The organism is Rossellomorea oryzaecorticis, assembly GCF_038405515.1.
Classification (GTDB): Bacteria; Bacillota; Bacilli; order Bacillales; family Bacillaceae_B; genus Rossellomorea; species Rossellomorea oryzaecorticis_A.
This window is the reverse complement of the sequence record NZ_JBBYAF010000016.1, coordinates 1-19,788: the sequence shown is the minus strand read 5'-3', so window position 1 is coordinate 19,788 and position 19,788 is coordinate 1. Positions and strand designations below refer to the sequence as shown.

Below are 19,788 nucleotides of genomic sequence, written 5' to 3'. Positions count from 1 at the left end.
TCACTCTTCTGCATGGGTCCTTTTGGTATGATTAATGTTCTTCGAGGTTGATCATCTTTTCGATTTTCTTGAGTGCACCCGGCTCTACTTTTTCAATCGTTGTTGCGGCTTCTTCCAGAGCTTTGCGGTAGTCATATTGCCTGAAGGCTTCTTCTGCCGCCTGCAGCCCTTCACGCACCGTGCTATACCTGCTTCTGTAACGATTTCCGTATTGGATGATTTTCTCCGACAACACTACATTTTCTATCAGCTCTCGCGTTTTGTTATAGAAGTGATCGACTGTATCAGCCGCTTCTAACAGCGTTTCCTGAATGAATTTCATATTTAACGGTTTTTCGGTTAAGCTGGCATTCACTTGTTCAATCTTCCGGTGAACTTCATTCAGAAGATCATCATAATCCGCAGGAAGACCCGGCACATTGCTTTTTGCGATCATCCGGCTTGCTTCTGCCGTTTTTTTCTTGAGTTCTGCAATTTTTTCACGGGTCGTTAATTCATCTTTTCTTAAATTCTGCAGGAATAAGGCGAATTCCGATTGTTCTCCATTAAGTACTTCGAGCGCATTTCTTATTTCTTTCAGTTCGTCGCTCAAGGTCGTGTAAGCCGTCTTATTGTTTTCAACTTTATTCATTACCAATTCATGGCGTTTCGAAAGTTGGATGATATTCTTCTGAAGCTCCTGTGGTGCCTTAAGATCGGATTCATGTAAATGGTAACCCTGCTGCACAAGGTTCACTTCATACTGAATATCATCGTTTTCTTCTTTTGCCTTAATCAGCCCTTCAGTGGTTTCATCTTTGTATTGAAGGACAAAATGTCTTGCATGCACTTCTTTTTCCAGTAAATCGTAAAGCATTTCAACTTTACTCTTGATTTCCTGCAAGCCTTCCTCAACTTCTTCCACTTCCAAGGACTGAAGATGTGCAGTGAAACCGGCAAGAGTTTCATTCAACGCGTTCACTTCTTTTTCCACTTCGATATGCTCGAGTATGTACCCTTGCTCTTTCATTTCCGTAAAACCGGCTTCTAGTTCAGATAACTGTGAAGGAAGTATATTCTCGCAGTCTGCGGTCAGCTTAGGAATGCTTTCCATCTTGTAGGCGATCGCCTTCATTTCCTGACCAAGATTTAAAACAATTTCACGTGCATCCAGATAGTTCCCCTGATCGGTCAATTCGTTGAATTGTTCAATTTCTTTCGCGAGAGTGTCCAATACAGCTTCAATTTTCTTAGCCGCCTGCCCATATGTATGACGATATGCAAGCAGCTGCTTTTTGCTGCCGCGATATTCTTCTTGTAAAAATTCGATTTCTTCCCGGTTCTTTTCTTCACTGCCGACAAGTTCGTTCAGTTCTTGAAGGATTTTATCAATCTTGGTTTCTGTTTCGGTAAGGACCCGATCAATTTTAGCCAGAGTCTCTTTCGTTTTCTTGAAACGAAACTTGTCTGTGAACTCTTCTGCATCAAATAGCAATTCTTCAATATCAGGAAGCTGCACAGCTACGATTTCGTCCCATCCTTGTCTCCAGCCTTCAAAAAGCTTTTCCGTCTGTCCAGTCATGTTAAGCTGTTTGACTTTTGACAGTTCCTCTGGAATCGGCCGGTTCATAATATCTACCTTCCATGCTTCGTAACGGTCAATTTCCGTATAGTATTTCTTTCTGGATAAGACTCCAATAAGGAATAAAATCAAGATTAGTATGATTCCAGCGATGACATATTGCATCTTAAGCCCCCTGTTCAACTATTCAGTAGACATCTATATCAATTTGAAAGTTTCATTAATAAATTCTCATTGTTATAATGATACCATGAGAACGACAATTTTTGACTAATAAATTCTATTTTTTCAACAGTAAAAAGTTAAATTTTAGTGTTTTCTATGAAAAAAGCTAAATTTTCATAGAAAAGCGTAGATGATCTCTGAAGAAGGAAGTGTTTTTTGATGAAAAAGGTCGATGGACATATCCATACTCCTTTCTGTCCTCATGGAAGTTCGGATTCATTCCGTGAATATATCGAAAGGGCCATTTCCCTTGACTATACCCACCTGACATTTACGGAGCACGCCCCCCTTCCCGCCGGCTTTAAGGACACAACACCTGATCAGGACAGCGGGATGTCTGAAGAAGATGTTTCAATATACTTCGATACAATAGAGGAACTGAAAGAAATATATAAACATCGGATTACCATTCGTGCCGGGCTGGAAGTCGATTATATCGAAGGATTCGAAGAAGAATCGTCCGATTTTCTTAATAGCTGGGGTGAACGATTGGATGACAGCATCCTTTCAGTTCACTTTTTACAGTATAAAAATAAGTGGGACTGCCTTGATTTCAGTCATGAAGTTTTTCACAGCATGATTGACCGCTATGGTTCGGTCGACTCTGTCCATGCCCATTACTACCGGACAGTATTAAAATCCATCGAGGCAGATCTCGGCAGATTCAAGCCAAACCGCATCGGACATATCACACTCGTCAAAAAGTTTCAGAAACTCTACCCTGCTTCACAGCCATTCACTAAAGAAATCCAGAGAATCCTTGAGGCTGTGGCAGCCAGGGAGCTCGAACTGGATTATAACGGGGCAGGAGTCATCAAGCCACACTGCGGAGAGTCATACCCTCCTAAGGTTATAATTGAACATGCCCGTTCACTCGGCATCAAAACCGTATATGGTTCCGATGCACATTCAGCGAGCGGTCTTGATCAGGGAAGACATGCCATGAATCTTCTATAGCAGCCAAAAGAGATTGTCCACATCATTCGGACAATCTCTTATTTTGATTTTTAAATAAGCTATTTAAAATAGTATTAATGTTATAAGGGTGGTTACAGCTGTTGATTGGAGTGGAAGACGAAGACTCCTGCGGGAAAAGTAGCTAATGTGAGACCCCGCAGGCAAAGCCGAGGAGGCTCACGGGCTACCCGCGGAAAGCGAAGTCTTCCACGGAAATCAACAGCGGTGTTTAAAAGTTTTTCACATTCAAATGATCAGTTCCTTCTTGTAATCCGTTGAACCATCGGAAGCCATCAGCAGATTGATCCACTGATCGATATTCTGATAATACTGATCGACAAAATAATATTCCTGCGGAAACATCTGCCACACTTCCCTCAAATGCTGGCTGTTCAAGAACGGCATCGTCAGCATCGATTTCAATTGAATGACGAGGAAACTGATCGGCTGTTTTTTAAAGGATCGGTCAATCATCCCCTGCTCAAATAAACATTTCATGTAAAATCTTTCCTTCATGAGATAAGAAGAAATGATTTCACGCACTACTTGAGAGTCAATGGATACTTCCCGCCAGATGAAGCGGGATAATTGATGATTTTCACTCTGGAATTTCAGAATCTTAAATACTGCACGCTTCAGGCATAAATCTGCACGGATATATTTAAGTGCATCCACTTCTTCTTGCAGAAACTGCAGATATTGTTCAAAGAAGCGGGTAAAACATGCCTCCAACAGCCCCTGTTTGCCTTTGAAATAATATGAAATGGTGGCCGGATTCACTTTCGCCTTTCCGGCTATATCCCTTACAGAGGTCCCGTCATATCCATGGTCATAAAACAATGAAACAGCTGCTTGAAAAATCGCTTCCTTCGGCGAAGTAGAGGTTTGTCCCTTTTTCATATTCTCCCTCTTTTCTCTTCTATTAAAGTACTTTACACCCTGATTGCAACTTACTCGGATCGAACTTGATCAAATCGAATCTATTGAAGCTTCCATGAAAGTATGCTAAAAATATTCTAATAGACTTTTCACATAGTATTTAACAATGATTTCGGCTTTCACCGGATGAATCCCTTTAAGTATTTCTCGACAGTTTTTCCATCAATGAAGCGATACTGCAAGGAATTCACACTGATTTTGTAGAATTGGGGGAAATAATGATGTTTCAAGCAGAAAAATATCAAGGAACAAAGAAAGATAAATACGGTCTTGTCACGAAGCAGCTCAGCGCACTGCTTGAAGGTGAACCGAATAAGATTGCTAACTTAAGCAATGCCTCTTCCCTGTTAAATCAATTTTTAGACCGCATCAATTGGGTTGGGTTTTATTTATATGAAGAAGAAAGCAATCAACTCGTTTTGGGGCCATTCCAAGGACTTCCCGCTTGTGTGCGCATTCCATTGGGACGAGGTGTGTGCGGCACTTCCGCCAGTGAAAGAAAAACACTTGTCGTAGAAGACGTCCACAGTTTCCCCGGCCATATCGCCTGTGACGCTGCATCCCAGTCAGAAATCGTCATCCCTCTGGTCAAGCATGGAGAACTCTTGGGAGTACTGGATATCGACAGCCCTGAAAAAGCCCGCTTTGATGAAGAAGACCAGAAGTATCTTGAAGCATTTACCGAAGAATTACTGAAGCATCTGTAATTGACCAATGACAGAAACACGTAAAAAAGCGTGGAGAACACTATGTTCTTCACGCTTTTTTAATATATTTATATGACATCACTTGGAAACTTCACTTTATTCAATGATTGTTCGAGATCATCCCAAATATCCTCTGTAGATTCAAGACCGACAGACAGTCTGAGCAGAGTATCCGTAATACCCATTTTTGCTCTAGCTTCTTCAGGGACTACTGCATGTGTCATTGTAGCTGGATGCTGAATCAATGTCTCTGCATCACCCAGGCTGACTGCTATCTTGATCATATGCAAATCATCCATCAACCTTTGGGCATCCTCTTTCGACCCTTTGATGGTGAAAGAAATCATGCCGCCGGGCTTTTTCATCTGCTTCTTCATGATCGCATGCTGCGGATGATCGGTTCGCCCGGGATAAATCACCTGGTCCACTGCAGGGTGTGTAGCTAAGAGCCCGGCAATCTTGTCGGCACTTTCACAGTGTCGATCCAGACGCACAGCCAGCGTCTTTAAACCTCTTAATAATAACCAGGCATCAAATGGAGAAATGATCCCGCCGATATCCTTTTGCGTCGTCATTCTGATTTCGGCCATTTTCTCCTGTGTACCGACCACTATACCTGCAATGACATCACCGTGGCCGCCGATGTATTTCGTCGCACTATGAATCACAATGTCACAGCCGAGTTCCAGAGGTCTTTGCAAATAAGGGGAGCAGAAAGTATTGTCCACAACCACAGGGATCCCCTTTTCTTGCGCCACCTTGGCCACAATCTGTAAATCTATCAATTGCATCGTGGGATTAATCGGAGTTTCTACATAAATGCATGTTGTATTATCCTTAATCATTGCCCGAATTTCTTCTTCCGTGTCCATAGCAGAGAAATCATGCTGAATTGAAAATTTATCCTGCAATAACTCTAACAGCCCGAATGTACAGCCATATACTCCTTGAGAACAAAGAATATGATCCCCTGATTTAGTCAGTGAGAAGAGGACCGCCGAAACAGCAGCCATCCCGGAACCGAATGCGAGTGCTGCTTCTCCACCTTCAAGTGATGCCATTCGATCTTCAAGGATTCCTACGGTCGGGTTGCCGAGCCTGGAATAGATATATCCTTCTTCTTCCCCTGCAAAGCGGTTCTCTCCCTGCTTTGCATTGGCAAAAGTATAAGTGGAAGTTTGATATAAAGGGGGTGCTAAACTATCAAAATGCTGAGAAGACTTATACCCCTCATGAATCACACGTGTTTCGAAATGTTTCTCATCTTTCATCCAGTATTCCTCCCAAAAATGTTTCCTCTAAGTTCTGTTACTCTTCTATTCTAGAATATGATAATATCCTCAAAAAAGAAAGCGTTTACACTAACGTGTTAAAGTATCTCCCTTAAAAAAACGGCGTAAAAGGGTTTAAAAACACCCGGCAGCTCTATATGCTGCCGGGTTGATAGGAGATCACTTTATTAGTAAGCGGGTATCCAGGTCTTCAACCACCTGGTTTTTGCCATGATTTTTTGCAATATAAAGAGCTTCATCCGCTTTCTTGACTAATTCCTTTACCGATTGGGGACCGGTGCTTTCATATTTTCCCCATGATGAAAGCCCGCATGAGAGCGTAACCCTTGGCTCTGTTTTACATGCGATCTCTTCCACGATGGTTTCAGCAATGACAAGCGCCTCTTTTCGTTCAAGGCGGGGCAGATAAACAGCCATTTCTTCTCCGCCCCAGCGCGCTGCAAACCCATTCTCACCAATAATATCCTTAAGCAGGCCGGCTACCTGGATGAGGACTTCATCCCCTATTTGATGACCATAACTATCATTCACCGATTTAAAGTCGTCAATATCGATCAGCAGCACCGTGCCCAGTCTGTCTTCTTTCATAGCAGTTTCCATTTTGTCATCGAGGTAATGCCGGGCATACAGTTTCGTCATATGATCAGTGATGACCAAATGCTCCAGTTCTTCACGAAGGGTCGCATTCGTGATTGCAAGCGCTGAATGATGGATAAATGATTGCAAGAGCTTGTACATATCAAATGAAAACATATATGCCTCTGTATGAAGAACGACGCAGAAACCAATAAGCGCTTCATTTTGGGTCATGGGCACAGCCATAAGAGATAAAAAATCAGGTGCAGCAATCCGGTCACTGACGTCTCCCAGAAAGATCGAATCCCGATCCTTTGTGATTCGTTCATTTACATAGGAAATGTATTTTTGTCCTTCATCTGTAAAAAACACCGAAGAGCTTTGCTCCAGAGTTGCTGATTCATCCTTTTCAATTAATACGAATCCAATCGCGCTGGGAAGAAATGACCGCTGAATCTGTTTTTTCAAAAATAATAAGGTATCGGATAAACGGGACTCCAGATTCAGCTGATGAGAAGTTTCGTTAATAAGCTGTAAATCACTTATCAACCTTTTCGACTGCTCATACAGTTTGGCATTCTCGAGCGCACTTCCTGCTGTATAAGCCAGTAATTTGATAAACTCGATTTTTTGTTCTGTAAACAGCATATGAGAAGCTGTGCCCACTTCCAAAACGCCATAAATCCCCTGTTTCCCCCTTAATGGGGCATAGAGCATCGATCCTTCATCCAACTCAATATCGCCATTTACAAAAGCCTGCATGGCAAAAGGATTAGCCTTTTCAAAATCAAAGCTTTTTATCGGAAGAGAACCAAAATCATAGCGGTCATTAGAAAGAAGGATCTGGAACGTATCCTGCGGAAAAACCTCACGAAGCGTCTCGATAATTTGCACCAATAACGCCTGTACATCCCTGTTTGAATGAAAGACTTCCGTCACCTTAAACAATTCACGGTAACGCCTTTCTTCTTCAAACACGTTCCCTATCTTCCATGCATGTTTCATGAACTGATCGCTCGCTTTCCAGAAAGAAGAAAGCCAATCCGCTTCAGCTGTTTCCATGGCATCCCGCCCCTGGATCAATAACACGTAAGACTCTTCGTCATCCGTTTGAAAGCGGAAGCCTGCATGGAAGACAGAATCACGGCAGTTCCTAACAAAGTGGGAGGCGTCTCTAAAGCATGAAGCGATGCAGCTTCTACTCAATGGCGGAGGAGCAGGAGCCTCTCTTTCTTCAGTGCTTTGAAGCAGGCGGAAATCTTCCTTTCTGCTCCTATATAAAAAAGCCTCTTCAATTCCCAGGCATTCCTTTAACAGTTCCAGCCAATTATGCAGATGTTCTGATTGCAGCCCGATGGACATATCATCATGAATCAAATCGAATAATTTAGACTTATAAGCATGTAATTTATCAGTTAAATTGATCATTTTCTCACCCGTACCTTAATAGGTTTGTGAATATAAGATTAACGCGATTGTGCCAGGACCAGATCGTCCTCATATACAATAAGCCATAAAGTATCATCAGCAGACAGCTGATGTATTTCCAATGGCTTGGTTTCTTTAGACAACTCTATTTCTATCTCCTTTTGATCGATCACCAAACTGGCTTTATGATTTCTTTTATCATATTGAAATGTCTGCGTGGTTGAATGGACGTCTGCCGGGTTTTCTGTTTGGTTCAGCACTTCCAAACCATTTGAAAAAAGATACCACCGGTCTTTTTCTCCTTTTGCCCAGAGGCCTTCCCCGTGACCATCGATTTTTATTTCTTCGACATGTTCTTTCAGTTCGACACTCTGAAGCACATTAAAGTAGTACTTATTTTCTTTTTCCACTTCATATAGTACAAGAACCGGCTTATCACCGGCCATCTTGGAGACCGCTGCAATGGCATTTTGTCCGCCGTCCTGTTTTTGTAGTACCTGCACAGAAACGAGCGGCTCACGATGACGTTCCATTTCCCGGGAGGATCCAGAATAAATAAATCCTTATAACCACCGCCATTAAGCACGATGCAATCAATAAAAATCGTATGTATTTTTCACGCTTCGTTTCTTTCAAATGCATTCACCTGACTAACTTTTTTTCCACTCTTTATTATAGCATATGAAGAAACGTTATGAACGAAATTATTTGGCATTATTTAGGTAAAAAAACAGTTTAGAAATCCTGCAGCAAACGAGTGAATCATCATGTCCTCCACAGTCAAATCACCTCGCCCGGAAACTATCGGCGTATTACAATAGATTAGACGTTTGGTGATCGATTAATGTTTTGGATTTTAATAAAATAAGAAGTCATCATTTATTGCTTACTTTGTGATAATGATCATTCTTCTTTCTATACGAAACTCAAATACTTCCTTGACTTCTATTCTTCTACGTCATATAATGTTCTTTGTGTAAAATAATGCAGCTTCAGTGAAATCCTTTATGCTCGTATTTTGTTCCTCTACACTTGAGGTGTATCTTGTAACCCTCTGCTGCTAGGGCGAAGGTACATGAAAACAAAATACACATAATTGTTATTCACAGGTGTTTTTATTTTACAACAAAATAAAAACAATAAAGGAGGAGTCTCTCATGGCTCGTTATACTGGTCCAAGTTGGAAATTATCTCGTCGTCTTGGAATCTCTCTAAGCGGTACGGGTAAAGAATTAGAAAAGCGTCCTTACGCTCCAGGTCCTCATGGTCCTAACCAACGCAAGAAAATCTCTGAATACGGTTTACAACTTCAAGAAAAGCAAAAACTTCGTCACATGTACGGAGTAACTGAACGTCAATTCCGTAACCTATTTGACCAAGCTGGCAAATTACAAGGTAAACACGGTGAAAACTTCATGGCTTTACTTGAGTGCCGTCTTGATAACGTTGTTTATCGTTTAGGTCTTGCACGTACTCGCCGTCAAGCTCGTCAGCTTGTTAACCACGGCCACGTAACGGTTAATGGGTCTCGCGTAGATATCCCATCTTTCCGCGTACAACCTGGACAAACAATCTCAGTTCGTGAAAAGTCACGCAACCTTGACATCATCAAAGAAGCTCTTGAAGTGAACAGCTTTGTTCCTGAGTTCTTAACTTTCGATGCTGACAAGCTTGAAGGTACTTTCACTCGCGTTCCTGAGCGTTCTGAATTACCAGCTGAAATTAACGAAGCTCTTATCGTTGAGTTCTACTCTCGTTAATCTTTGTGAAGAAGAAATCCCGTCCGATTGGGCGGGGTTTTTTTGTTTGTCTTTTTTCAGTTATGGTGTTGGGCAAATTGGGGGGATACGATCGGGCTCGTTCCGACGGTATCGAAGAAAATTCGGGAAGTGGAGCAATTATGGGGAAAGTGGCGCAAATATTTAAAAAGTGGCTTAATTATTGGGATTCCGGCGCAATTAATCAAAAAGTGGCTTAATTATCCTGAGTCTGGCGCAATTAATATTAATATATTTATATTTTTCCGATTGGACCTGATTTTCGGCTGAGTTAAGAGCTGAACGACCTGACTAAGCATCCATTTTTCATCTAAAATCACACAAATGCCTCTTTTTTCATGTGTCTGGATAAATCTCGAGACGATTTTATGTTGCAGAGTCTTTTTTATAATAAATTTGCTCATAAAATCATCCGTATTTCTTTCAAATTTCCCAGTTTTTTTTTCAACTTTGACTACTTTATTTTCAACTTCCTCCAAGTTATTTTCAACTTTCCATCTTTTATTTTCAACTCCTCCCGATTTATTTTCAACTTCCACCACACGATCAACCATCCTCCTTTCTCTCTCAACAAAACCAAACTAAAAAACAGCATGGTCCCCGCTTTTAAATCAAGCGGTTCCCATGCTGTTTTTCCATCTAAACATATTATACGTACTGAATCTTAAAGTACTTCTTCTTCCCGCGTCGGATGATCGTAAATTGCCCTTCGATCATATCCTTCTCATCGATCACATGCTGAAGATCTGTCACACGTTCACCGTTAATGTAGATTGCACCATTGCCTACATCTTCACGCGCCTGGCGTTTAGAAGGTGAAATTTTCGCATTTACGATCAGATCAACAAGACCGATTGCGTCTCCTTTCGGCTGCTCAAATGATGGGACATCCTTGAAGCCTTCCAGAATTTCAGAAGCTGAAAGTGACTTGATGTCTCCGCTGAACAGTGCCCCGGTAATCCTGATTGCCTGTTCTAATGCTTCTTCACCGTGGATCATTTTTGTCATTTCCTCGGCAAGTGCTTTTTGTGCTTTGCGTAAATGAGGTTCCGTCTCTACTGACCCGGCAAGGGCCTCGATCTCTTCTTGAGACAGGAATGTAAAGTATTTCAGGTATTTCACGACATCGGCATCAGCCGTATTGATCCAGAACTGGTAGAACTCGTAAGGAGATGTCTTCTCTGGATCCAGCCAGATCGCGCCGCTTTCCGTTTTACCAAATTTTGTACCGTCCGCTTTCGTTACAAGCGGAATCGTAAAGCCGAATGCTTTAGTTTCTTCTTCATGAGTTCTGCGAATCAGTTCAAGGCCGGTAGTGATATTCCCCCACTGGTCGCTTCCGCCTATTTGAAGCTTACAATTGTAGTTGTCGTATAAGTGATTGAAATCAAGCGCCTGAAGAATCGTGTATGTGAACTCAGTGAATGAAATCCCTGATTCCAGGCGGGATGAGATTGTATCTTTTGCCAGCATGTAGTTGACGCCGACATGCTTACCGAAGTCTCTCAGGAATGTCACGACATCCATCGCGCCGATCCAGTCGTAGTTATTCACCATGACCGCTCCGTTTTCCCCATCGAAATCGAAAATACTTTCCAGCTGATTCTTGATGCTTGCTGCGTTGTGCCGGATTGCATCGATTGTCTGAAGTTTACGCTCTTCGTTTTTACCGCTTGGATCACCGATCAAACCAGTGGCTCCTCCGACTAAAACCAGCGGACGGTGTCCTTCATTCTGAAAACGGCGAAGAGTTAAAAATGGCAGTAAGTGACCGATATGCATGCTGTCTGCCGTAGGGTCGATTCCGCAGTAAATGGAGATGCTTTCTTTATCTAAAAGGCTCTTTAGCCCTTCAGCGTCTGTTTGCTGGTACGTGATTCCACGCCACTCTAAATCCTTCAATAATTCCATATCCAATCTTCCTCCTTCTTCTCTTCGATTCACTTAACACGCATAAAAACAAAAAAGCCCCTGCATATATGCAGGGACGCTGTCGCGCGGTACCACCCAAATTAAGGAATCTATACATCCTTCACTCTAAAAAGATAACGGCTTTAACCGTCTGCTGCTACTAAAGGGTTCACAGCAAAAGCTCCAGGATGTAATTCATCTGCATTTTGTGTCAGTTTTCAGCGGCCACTGACTCTCTGGGTAACAGGGAATGCAAAACTACTTGATCCTCTCATTGCGGTAAGGTCTATATGAAAGTGAATTGAAAAATCATAACTAATCTATATAAGGTTTTTACCATATTGCACTATAATAGTCAATGAAGTCAAGAATTTTTTAAGTAAAAATACCCTTTTTATTTGACTTATTACGACAGTGTTCTTCCAGATATGCTATAATAGGAATGTTCTAGGGGGAATGAAAATATGAGAGAAAAATGGAACAAATTACTTGAAAAATTAGATCCTGTCATAAGGTTCTTTACAAATACCAGAGTTCAAAAACGAGCAAGAATTACATACGGGGTATTTTGGAACCTCGCACTAATTACCGTTATTGTATTGGTCCTCGGGACGGCATTCGCCGGTGGTGTGGGCGCCGGTTATTTCGCCTCACTCGTCAAAGAAGAGCCGATACGCACTTATGATCAAATGAAAAAGGACATCTACAATTATGAAGAAACTTCGCAGCTTTATTTTGCTGACGATGTCTACCTTGGAAAATTAAGGACAGACCTCGAACGTGAAGAAGTGAAGCTTGAGAATGTTTCGGAACATTTAAGAAATGCTGTCATCGCCACTGAAGATGAATATTTCAAAGAGCATAATGGAGTAGTACCTAAAGCGATTATGCGTGCGGTACTCCAGGAATTCACCAATTCCGCGACTCAATCGGGCGGAAGTACCCTTACCCAGCAGCTGATCAAGAATCAGATCCTGACAAATGAAGTATCGTTCGAAAGAAAAGCGAAGGAAATCCTTCTTGCTTTACGACTGGAAAGATTTTTTGAGAAGGACGAAATCCTTGAAGCCTATCTCAACGTTGCAACATTGGGAAGAAATTCATCAGGCCGTAATATCGGGGGTGTCCAATCTGCTGCCCAGGGAATTTTTGGCGTGGATGCAAAAGACCTGACCCTCCCACAGTCAGCATTCATAGCAGGATTGCCGCAGGCTCCATTCAGTTACACGCCGTTCATGAACAATGGACAACTGAAAGAAAACCTGGAGCCGGGTATGTCACGTAAAAACACCGTCCTTTACCGGATGCATAGAGAAGGCTACATTACGGACAAAGAATATGAAGATGCTGTCGCTTATGATCTGTCAAAGGATTTCATTGAACCAAAAGCTTCTCCAAATGAAAAGTATCCTTGGCTGACAGCCGAGCTTGAAAGCAGGGCCATCGATATCATGAAGGTGGTTCTTGCCAAGAAAGACGGCTATTCAAAGCAGGACCTTGAAAACAACGATGAATTGGAAGAGAAGTATCATACTTTGGCTGACCGCAATGTACGCCAAAGCGGTTATGAAATCCATTCAACCATCGATAAGAAAATCTATGATCAAATGCAAAAGACAAAAAATGCCTACAACATGTACGGGCCGTCAAAAACGGTCACTACTACAGACCCTGAAACCAATGAAGAAGTCCAAATTGAGGAACCGGTTCAAGTCGGTGCCATCATGATAGAAAACAAGACTGGCAGAATCATAAGCTTCATCGGAGGACGTGATTTCAAAACCGAGCAGTTGAATCATGCAACATCATCCTACCGCTCGAACGGTTCGACGATGAAACCGCTGCTTGCTTACGCGCCGGCGCTTGAGTACGGCTATATTTCTCCGGGATCGCCTCTTCCAGATGTAGCCGTCAATATCAATGGATGGACACCGGAAAACTACTCATTAAAAGAACGCGGACTATACCCTGCCAGATTGGCACTGGCCGAGTCATTGAACCTGACGGCGGTAAGAACGTATGCAAACATATATGACCGCAACCCATTTAATGAGTTCCTCATGAAAATGGATTTTGCCAAACTGGGCAGAGTGGATAACAACTTATCCCTTGCACTCGGAGCGACCACAGAGGGTGTGACAGTCGAAGAAAACGTCAATGCTTATACAGCCTTCGCCAATGAAGGAAAATTTGCAGACGCCTACATGATTGACAAAATCGTTGATCAAGACGGAAATGTTGTGTTTGAACATAAAACGGAACCTGTGCAAGTATACAGTCCGCAAACAGCATACTTGACGCTCGATATGATGAGAGACACACTTGATCACTCACTCGGAACAGGCCGCTATGCGAAGAGATTCCTGAACTTCTCATCGGATTGGGCAGGGAAATCAGGTACTTCACAAGATTATAAGGACCATTGGTTTGTAGCATCGAATCCGAGCATTACTTTTGGTACTTGGTTTGGCTATGATACACCGTCAGATTTGAATACTGCAGCTTCCCGCGCGCAGTATGGCCACTACGGATTAAGAAACATTCGTCTCTGGTCTTACCTGCTCAATGACACACGGGACCTTGCACCGGATCTGATCGATCCCGGGGGCTCCTTTAAAGAGCCGGGCGGAATCGTACGCCGTTCATTCTGTTCCATCTCCGGACTGCTTCCTTCAGAGGCGTGTACAAAAGCCGGACTGGTCAAGAGTGATCTGTTCAACGCCAAATATGTACCAACCAAAACGGATGACAGCTTACTTATGAGCCGTTACGTAATGGTCAATGGAAAGAAATATCTGGCACTGCCAAATACACCTGAAGAATTTTCACAGCCGGGAGTCATCCTGAACCCTGATTTCGTGAAAAATGTCTTCGGTAAAGTCCCTGGGGATGCTTCCAAACTGATCCCTCAAGACGACGAACGATACAAAAATGTACTGATTGCAGAAAATAAAATTTCTGATGATGGAGCTGCACCTGGTACGGTAAAAGCTTCTGTGAACGGAAATAAAATAACATGGACTCCTTCTGGAAGCGGGGATGTCGTTGGTTACCGTGTATTCTCTAAATCAGGCAGTAAAGTCGCAAGTGTCAAATCCGGTGATAATTATACGGTGTCAGTCGGAAACGGAGAATATTTTGTCGTTGCAGTCGATGTAGCCGGCAAACAATCCTCTGCTTCCAATACGGTTCAAGTCGGAAAACCAGAACCGAAACCTGAGAAGCCGAAGCCAAAGCCGGAACCAAAGCCTCCCGGCGGTGATAAGCCCACCGACCCTAAGCCGCCGGAGCCTGATAAACCGGAACCCCCTCCAGCTGACGATGGTGGTGGAGACGGCGGCGGTGATGGCGGCACCGAGCCTCCTGCCGAACCAGATCCAGAACCAGATCCAGAATCACCATCTGAATAAGTCACTATCTAAGAAAGCCGGGCACTTTTTGCCCGGCTTTCTTGATGATAGAGCATGGAACCCTTATTTAGTCCAAAGATTCATTAGAATGAAGCTGTCTCAAAAGATAAATTTCTAGTATTCTCGCCGAAACTATAGGCAATTTAGCTTTTTAACATTAAATACCATTTCGTTCGGGAAGCAACAAATTTTTTAGATAACGGCTATCATAAGAAAAACCCCCGTTCCAATCAAGGAGCGGGGGTTTTTCTATTCATCTATTAATCTTCCATCGTACTCAAATCACCTGTCGGCAAATCAAGTTCCCATGCTTTTAACACACGGCGCATGATTTTACCGCTTCGTGTCTTCGGCAGTTTGTCGCGGAATTCGATTTCTCGAGGAGCCGCGTGTGCAGCCAATCCTTTTTTAACAAACTGGCGTATCTCTTCCTTCAGTTCATCCGTCACTTCATAACCATCACGCAGTGCGATAAAGGCCTTGATGATTTCACCGCGTACAGGGTCAGGTTTCCCGATCACCCCTGCTTCAGCTACAGCAGGATGCTCGACAAGCTTACTCTCTACCTCGAACGGGCCGACACGTTCTCCGGATGTCATGATGACATCATCCACTCGTCCTTGGAACCAGAAGTATCCTTCTTCGTCCATATAAGCAGAATCCCCAGACACATACCAGTCACCCGGCATGAAGTAAGACTCGTATTTCTGAGGGTTGTTCCAAATCTGACTCATCATGGATGGCCAGCCTTTTTTAATGGCAAGATTCCCCATGCGGTTCGGAGGCAGTTCATTTCCCTGATCATCGACGATTGCCGCTTTCACTCCAGGGAAAGGTTTCCCCATAGATCCAGGCTTAATTTCCATACAAGGGTAGTTACAGATCAACTGCCCCCCTGTTTCAGTCATCCACCACGTATCATGGATGCGCAAATTAAAGACCTTCATTCCCCAGCGCACCACTTCAGGGTTGAGCGGCTCACCTACACTTAGGATATGGCGAAGCGAGCTTAGGTCAAACTGTTTAACGACCTCGTCTCCTGCACCCATCAGCATTCTGAAAGCGGTTGGAGCACTGTACCAGACGCTCACACCGTAATCTTCTATCGTTTTGTACCAATTCTCAGGCTTGAAACGTCCCCCTACAATCACGTTTGAGGTACCTGTCAGCCATGGACCGAAGATTCCGTATGAAGTTCCGGTTACCCAGCCAGGGTCTGCTGTACACCAGTATACATCTTCTTCTTGCAGATCCAGCACCCATTTAGATGTCTGGTAGTGCTGCAACATTGCATTGTGAACATGAAGGACACCCTTAGGCTTACCTGTCGAACCTGACGTATAATGCAGGATCAGCCCATCATTGCGGTCGACCCACTCGATTGCAAGCTTATCACTTGCCTCTTTGAATTTTGCATTGAAATCAACGTAGACATCATCTTCTTTCACGTCATCCCCGATCAGGAATACATGTTTAAGATGAGGCAGTTCACTTACAGGTACACGATCCAGCAATTCAGGAGTCGTGATAAGCACCTTAGCTTCGCTGTCCTCCAGGCGGTCCCGTACTGCGCCTTCCATGAATGCTTCGAATAATGGGCCTACGATCGCACCCAGTTTCACCGCTCCGAGGACGGAGAAATACAGTTCCGGCGATCTTGGCATAAAGATGAACACCCGGTCTCCTTTTTCCACATCACCGTATTGTTTCAGCACGTTTCCTGCTTTGTTGGATAATTTCTTCATATCAGTGAACGTGTATTTTTCATCACGTTCAGGATCCCGATAATAAAGGGCAACTTTATTTTTTCTGAATGATTCAGCATGTCGGTCAATCGCTTCATACGCTAAATTCAACCGTCCTGTTTCATGCCATGAAAATTCTTTTTCGACTTCCTTCCAATCAAAAGACTCACTCGCATTTTCATAGCTTTCCAGATTATAATTCCCCTTCGTGACTGGTAACGCTTCCACTTTCATATACCGAATCCCCCTTATGTAAGAATTTACATCCTTATTATAGTATATAAATTATATTTTCTCAATTTTTTAAAAAATCAGTTGGTTCAATCAACCTTAATAGATAAGGGGTTAATACCTTTTAAACTGCTGACTTATAGGTATTTCACAATAATGTTCTGAGCTGAAAATTTATTTTAAACGTCTGAAAATTTCGTGAAAGCGCTCTACTTTTTTCTAATTCATGTATAATAGATTGTGAGGAATATCTTTAGGTGGTGTCCAGATGAAATTGAAGAAAACCTATAATGCAACTGAGTTAAAAACAACAAAAGGAAATGTGATCATTGAAGGCCCGATTCATGCAGAGGAGCTAGCCCGCCTTGACTTTCATGAAGATTTGGTTGCTTTCAGGCCTCCTGCACAGCAGCATAAAGCCCTGGTGGAAATTGCCGATTTACCTGAAGGCAGAATTATTATCGCAAGGGACAATCATACAATTGTAGGTTATGTTACATATCTATATCCGGATCCGCTTGAGCGGTGGTCTCAGGGGAAAATGGAGAATCTGATCGAGCTTGGTGCGATTGAGGTCATACCAAAGTACCGCGGGGCATCAGTCGGAAAGCACCTGTTAAGAGTTTCCATGATGGATGATCATATGGAAGATTACATTGTCATTACGACTGAATATTACTGGCATTGGGACTTGAAAGGAACAGGTCTGAACGTATGGGAATACCGGAAAATCATGGAGAAGATGATGAATGCGGGCGGCCTGGAATATTACGCGACAGACGATCCTGAAATCAGCTCCCACCCTGCCAATTGCCTGATGGCAAGAATCGGGAAACGAGTCGATTCTGACTCCATTCAAAGATTTGATCAACTTCGTTTTATGAACCGCTTTATGTATTAATCTATTAGTTTTCTAAAAGCTCGCCATTTGCGAAAAGCCTGTGCGTACACCAATAATCATGGCGAAAACAGTTTTTCTAAAAAGAGGTGGAAAACGTGATAGTAGAAGAAATTATGAAAACGGACGTGGCTTCCTTACAGCCAGAAGATACAATCGAATCAGCCATCCAATTAATGAGGGAAAAGAAAATCAAGCATATCCCGATCACAAATGAGAAATCAGAAGTCATCGGGATTGTAAGTGACCGCGATGTAAAAGACGGCACACCTTCCATCTTCGATAAGGATTCTTCAGCTCCTGAGCTTAAGAATCCCCTTAAATATATCATGAAAACAGATGTGATAACGGGACATCCGCTCGACTTCGTGGAAGAAGTCGCCGCTTTATTCTACGAACACCATATCAGCTGCCTCCCGATTGTAAGGGAAAACAAGCTGATTGGAATCATTACGGAAACCGACCTCCTGCACACATTGATACAATTGACCGGAGCCAATCAGCCCGGATCACAGATCGAGGTGAAGGTTCCTCATCGTGCAGGGATATTATATGATGTTGCGGGCATCATCCGCCGTCATAACAGCAATATATTGAGTGTTCTTGTCTACCCTGATAAAAATGATGAAGCCTATAAAATACTTGTTTTCCGGGTAAGGACGATGAATCCCATGAACGTGATCGAAGATTTGAAGAAAGAAGGATATGACGTGTTATGGCCAAACATGCCAGGAATGTCTTCATGATGAAAGATGCAATATTCATTTACTCCGACGAACTTCTGGGGTACCGCTTTAATGATCAGCACCCTTTCAATCAAACCCGGTTGACGCTGACGATCGATTTATTGAAAGAAGTCCAGGCTCTCCATCCTCAGGAAATCATACCTGCAAGGATGGCAACGGATGAGGAGTTGTTCCTGAATCACGACCCTAACTATGTAAACGCTGTCAAGAGGGCAAGTGCAGGCCAGCTTCCTCCTGAACAGGCAGAAGGTTACGGAATCGGTACAGAAGATACCCCCATGTTCGATGGAATGCACGAAGCAAGTGCCTATTTAGTCGGAGGGACACTTACAGCAGTGGATTATGTGATGACGGGAAAAGCAAGGCATGCCCTTCACCTCGGCGGCGGTCTTCATCATGGTTTTAAAGGAAAGGCGTCCGGCTTCTGCATATACAATGACAGTGCAGTTGCCATCCGATATTTACAAGAGAAATATCACGCAAGAGTATTGTACGTTGATACCGATGCCCATCACGGGGACGGTGTTCAGTGGTCCTTTTATGATGATCCCGACGTCTGTACATTGTCCATCCATGAAACCGGCCGATATTTATTCCCGGGTACAGGGAACATCAATGAACGCGGCCATGGAAAAGGGTATGGATTCTCGTTCAACATTCCATTGGATGCATTTACTGAGGATGAATCCTGGCTCGAAGCATATGAGACCAGCTTCAGAGAGGTAGTTGAATTCTTTAAACCCGATGTCATCCTCACTCAAAATGGCGCAGATGCCCACTACTATGATCCATTGACACACCTTTCTGCTACGATGAACATATACAAAGAGATTCCCCGCATTGCCCACGAACTCGCGGAGAAGTATTGTGATGGTAAGTGGATTGCTGTAGGCGGCGGCGGCTACGATATTTGGCGGGTCGTTCCGAGGGCCTGGTCCCTGATTTGGCTGGAAATGACCGGACGCATGAATGCAGCCGGTACATTTCCCGAAGCTTGGGTAAACCGTTGGAAAAGCAAAGCAGGTATCCCTTTACCCACTGAATGGACAGACACTCCAGATATCTATCCAGCCATACCGCGTAAAGGTGAAATTACCGAAAAGAACAGGCATACTCTTGAAAAAGCTCTCTACCCCATCCGCCAGCAGCTTAGGCAGAAACCAGGGAGTTAAGAAGAAGAGACTGGGACAAAAGTATTTTAGTCTAAGTAAAACCCGAACTAATTTGCCTTTCAGTAGGCAAGTAAGTTCGGGTTTTCAGTTTATTTTTATTTACATTGAAATTGTAGTACTTTCCAGCGGTTGATTGGAGTGCAAGACGAAGACTCCTGCGGGAAGAGTAGCTTATGTGAGACCTGTCTAGCTCTGGGGCTTAGAGGCACATG

Annotated in this window: 16 protein-coding genes and 1 other annotated feature; of the genes, 8 read left to right on the top strand and 8 right to left on the bottom strand. The window is 43.3% G+C overall.

Translation table 11 applies throughout. The annotated features are described in order from the left end of the window. Positions 1–31: 31 nt before the first annotated feature. The gene (gene ezrA / locus AAEO50_RS09760; protein WP_341982991.1) at positions 32–1,726 is read right to left on the bottom strand and encodes a septation ring formation regulator EzrA; all 1,695 of its coding nucleotides are present in this window, start codon (positions 1,724–1,726) and stop codon (positions 32–34) included. Between the two features lie 219 nt (positions 1,727–1,945). On the opposite strand from ezrA, the gene hisJ reads away from it, so the two are divergent. Next, entirely contained in the window at positions 1,946–2,743 is a 798-nt protein-coding gene (gene hisJ / locus AAEO50_RS09755; RefSeq protein WP_341982989.1) for a histidinol-phosphatase HisJ, read from the top strand. 246 nt (positions 2,744–2,989) lie between these two features. Here hisJ and refZ read toward each other — a convergent pair whose 3' ends face one another. Then, positions 2,990–3,643 carry a forespore capture DNA-binding protein RefZ gene (refZ, locus tag AAEO50_RS09750; protein WP_341982987.1) on the bottom strand — a complete coding sequence of 218 codons (654 nt, stop codon included), beginning with the start codon at positions 3,641–3,643 and terminating at the stop codon, positions 2,990–2,992. 260 nt (positions 3,644–3,903) lie between these two features. On the opposite strand from refZ, the gene AAEO50_RS09745 reads away from it, so the two are divergent. Continuing rightward, positions 3,904–4,389, top strand: a complete 486-nt coding sequence (locus AAEO50_RS09745) for a GAF domain-containing protein (protein WP_341982985.1) — start codon at positions 3,904–3,906, stop codon at positions 4,387–4,389. Positions 4,390–4,457: 68 nt separating this feature from the next. Here AAEO50_RS09745 and megL read toward each other — a convergent pair whose 3' ends face one another. From megL to AAEO50_RS09730, 3 genes are all read right to left on the bottom strand, one after another. Further along, complete coding sequence (megL, locus tag AAEO50_RS09740) at positions 4,458–5,660, bottom strand: methionine gamma-lyase (protein WP_341982983.1); 1,203 nt, start codon at positions 5,658–5,660, stop codon at positions 4,458–4,460. Between the two features lie 180 nt (positions 5,661–5,840). Beyond that, positions 5,841–7,685 carry a sensor domain-containing diguanylate cyclase gene (locus AAEO50_RS09735; protein WP_341982981.1) on the bottom strand — a complete coding sequence of 615 codons (1,845 nt, stop codon included), beginning with the start codon at positions 7,683–7,685 and terminating at the stop codon, positions 5,841–5,843. 38 nt (positions 7,686–7,723) lie between these two features. Further along, positions 7,724–8,218, bottom strand: coding sequence for a hypothetical protein (locus AAEO50_RS09730; RefSeq protein WP_341982979.1), 495 nt, complete (start codon positions 8,216–8,218; stop codon positions 7,724–7,726). A gap of 624 nt (positions 8,219–8,842) precedes the next feature. Between AAEO50_RS09730 and rpsD the strand changes: the two genes are divergently transcribed. Further along, the gene (rpsD, locus tag AAEO50_RS09725; protein WP_032087327.1) at positions 8,843–9,445 is read left to right on the top strand and encodes a 30S ribosomal protein S4; all 603 of its coding nucleotides are present in this window, start codon (positions 8,843–8,845) and stop codon (positions 9,443–9,445) included. A 5-nt stretch (positions 9,446–9,450) separates the two neighbouring features. Continuing rightward, positions 9,451–9,663, top strand: coding sequence for a hypothetical protein (locus tag AAEO50_RS09720; protein ID WP_341982972.1), 213 nt, complete (start codon positions 9,451–9,453; stop codon positions 9,661–9,663). Here the strand turns inward: AAEO50_RS09720 and AAEO50_RS09715 are convergent, their stop codons facing one another. Together AAEO50_RS09715 and tyrS are read right to left on the bottom strand one after the other, a co-directional pair. Further along, a complete protein-coding gene (locus AAEO50_RS09715; RefSeq protein ID WP_341982970.1) occupies positions 9,664–10,017 on the bottom strand; it encodes a hypothetical protein in 354 nt (117 codons plus the stop codon). 94 nt (positions 10,018–10,111) lie between these two features. Next, a complete protein-coding gene (gene tyrS, locus AAEO50_RS09710; protein WP_341983099.1) occupies positions 10,112–11,374 on the bottom strand; it encodes a tyrosine--tRNA ligase in 1,263 nt (420 codons plus the stop codon). A gap of 69 nt (positions 11,375–11,443) precedes the next feature. Next, positions 11,444–11,658: a binding site (T-box leader), on the bottom strand. 180 nt (positions 11,659–11,838) lie between these two features. On the opposite strand from tyrS, the gene AAEO50_RS09705 reads away from it, so the two are divergent. Continuing rightward, positions 11,839–14,784 carry a transglycosylase domain-containing protein gene (locus AAEO50_RS09705; RefSeq protein ID WP_341982968.1) on the top strand — a complete coding sequence of 982 codons (2,946 nt, stop codon included), beginning with the start codon at positions 11,839–11,841 and terminating at the stop codon, positions 14,782–14,784. A 260-nt stretch (positions 14,785–15,044) separates the two neighbouring features. On the opposite strand, the gene acsA is transcribed toward AAEO50_RS09705, so the two are convergent. Further along, entirely contained in the window at positions 15,045–16,763 is a 1,719-nt protein-coding gene (gene acsA, locus AAEO50_RS09700; protein WP_341982966.1) for an acetate--CoA ligase, read from the bottom strand. Between the two features lie 265 nt (positions 16,764–17,028). On the opposite strand from acsA, the gene AAEO50_RS09695 reads away from it, so the two are divergent. The 3 genes from AAEO50_RS09695 (at position 17,029) to AAEO50_RS09685 (ending at position 19,576) form a co-directional block, all read left to right on the top strand. Further along, entirely contained in the window at positions 17,029–17,661 is a 633-nt protein-coding gene (locus tag AAEO50_RS09695) for a GNAT family N-acetyltransferase (RefSeq protein ID WP_341982964.1), read from the top strand. A gap of 95 nt (positions 17,662–17,756) precedes the next feature. After that, on the top strand, positions 17,757–18,404 hold the full coding sequence (locus tag AAEO50_RS09690) for an acetoin utilization AcuB family protein (RefSeq protein ID WP_341982962.1): 648 nt from the start codon (positions 17,757–17,759) through the stop codon (positions 18,402–18,404). Next, positions 18,401–19,576, top strand: coding sequence for an acetoin utilization protein AcuC (locus AAEO50_RS09685; protein ID WP_341983097.1), 1,176 nt, complete (start codon positions 18,401–18,403; stop codon positions 19,574–19,576). Before AAEO50_RS09690 ends, AAEO50_RS09685 begins: the two co-directional genes overlap by 4 nt. Positions 19,577–19,788 lie beyond the last annotated feature (212 nt).

Bases quoted from the DNA above. Each gene is read 5' to 3' on its own strand.
- ezrA (WP_341982991.1), bottom strand. From the start codon at position 1,726: ATGCAATATGTCATCGCTGGAATCATACTAATCTTGATTTTATTCCTT.
- hisJ (WP_341982989.1), top strand. From the start codon at position 1,946: ATGAAAAAGGTCGATGGACATATCCATACTCCTTTCTGTCCTCATGGA.
- refZ (WP_341982987.1), bottom strand. From the start codon at position 3,643: ATGAAAAAGGGACAAACCTCTACTTCGCCGAAGGAAGCGATTTTTCAA.
- AAEO50_RS09745 (WP_341982985.1), top strand. From the start codon at position 3,904: ATGTTTCAAGCAGAAAAATATCAAGGAACAAAGAAAGATAAATACGGT.
- megL (WP_341982983.1), bottom strand. From the start codon at position 5,660: ATGAAAGATGAGAAACATTTCGAAACACGTGTGATTCATGAGGGGTAT.
- AAEO50_RS09735 (WP_341982981.1), bottom strand. From the start codon at position 7,685: ATGATCAATTTAACTGATAAATTACATGCTTATAAGTCTAAATTATTC.
- AAEO50_RS09730 (WP_341982979.1), bottom strand. From the start codon at position 8,218: ATGGAACGTCATCGTGAGCCGCTCGTTTCTGTGCAGGTACTACAAAAA.
- rpsD (WP_032087327.1), top strand. From the start codon at position 8,843: ATGGCTCGTTATACTGGTCCAAGTTGGAAATTATCTCGTCGTCTTGGA.
- AAEO50_RS09715 (WP_341982970.1), bottom strand. From the start codon at position 10,017: ATGGTTGATCGTGTGGTGGAAGTTGAAAATAAATCGGGAGGAGTTGAA.
- tyrS (WP_341983099.1), bottom strand. From the start codon at position 11,374: ATGGAATTATTGAAGGATTTAGAGTGGCGTGGAATCACGTACCAGCAA.
- AAEO50_RS09705 (WP_341982968.1), top strand. From the start codon at position 11,839: ATGAGAGAAAAATGGAACAAATTACTTGAAAAATTAGATCCTGTCATA.
- acsA (WP_341982966.1), bottom strand. From the start codon at position 16,763: ATGAAAGTGGAAGCGTTACCAGTCACGAAGGGGAATTATAATCTGGAA.
- AAEO50_RS09695 (WP_341982964.1), top strand. From the start codon at position 17,029: ATGAAATTGAAGAAAACCTATAATGCAACTGAGTTAAAAACAACAAAA.
- AAEO50_RS09685 (WP_341983097.1), top strand. From the start codon at position 18,401: ATGATGAAAGATGCAATATTCATTTACTCCGACGAACTTCTGGGGTAC.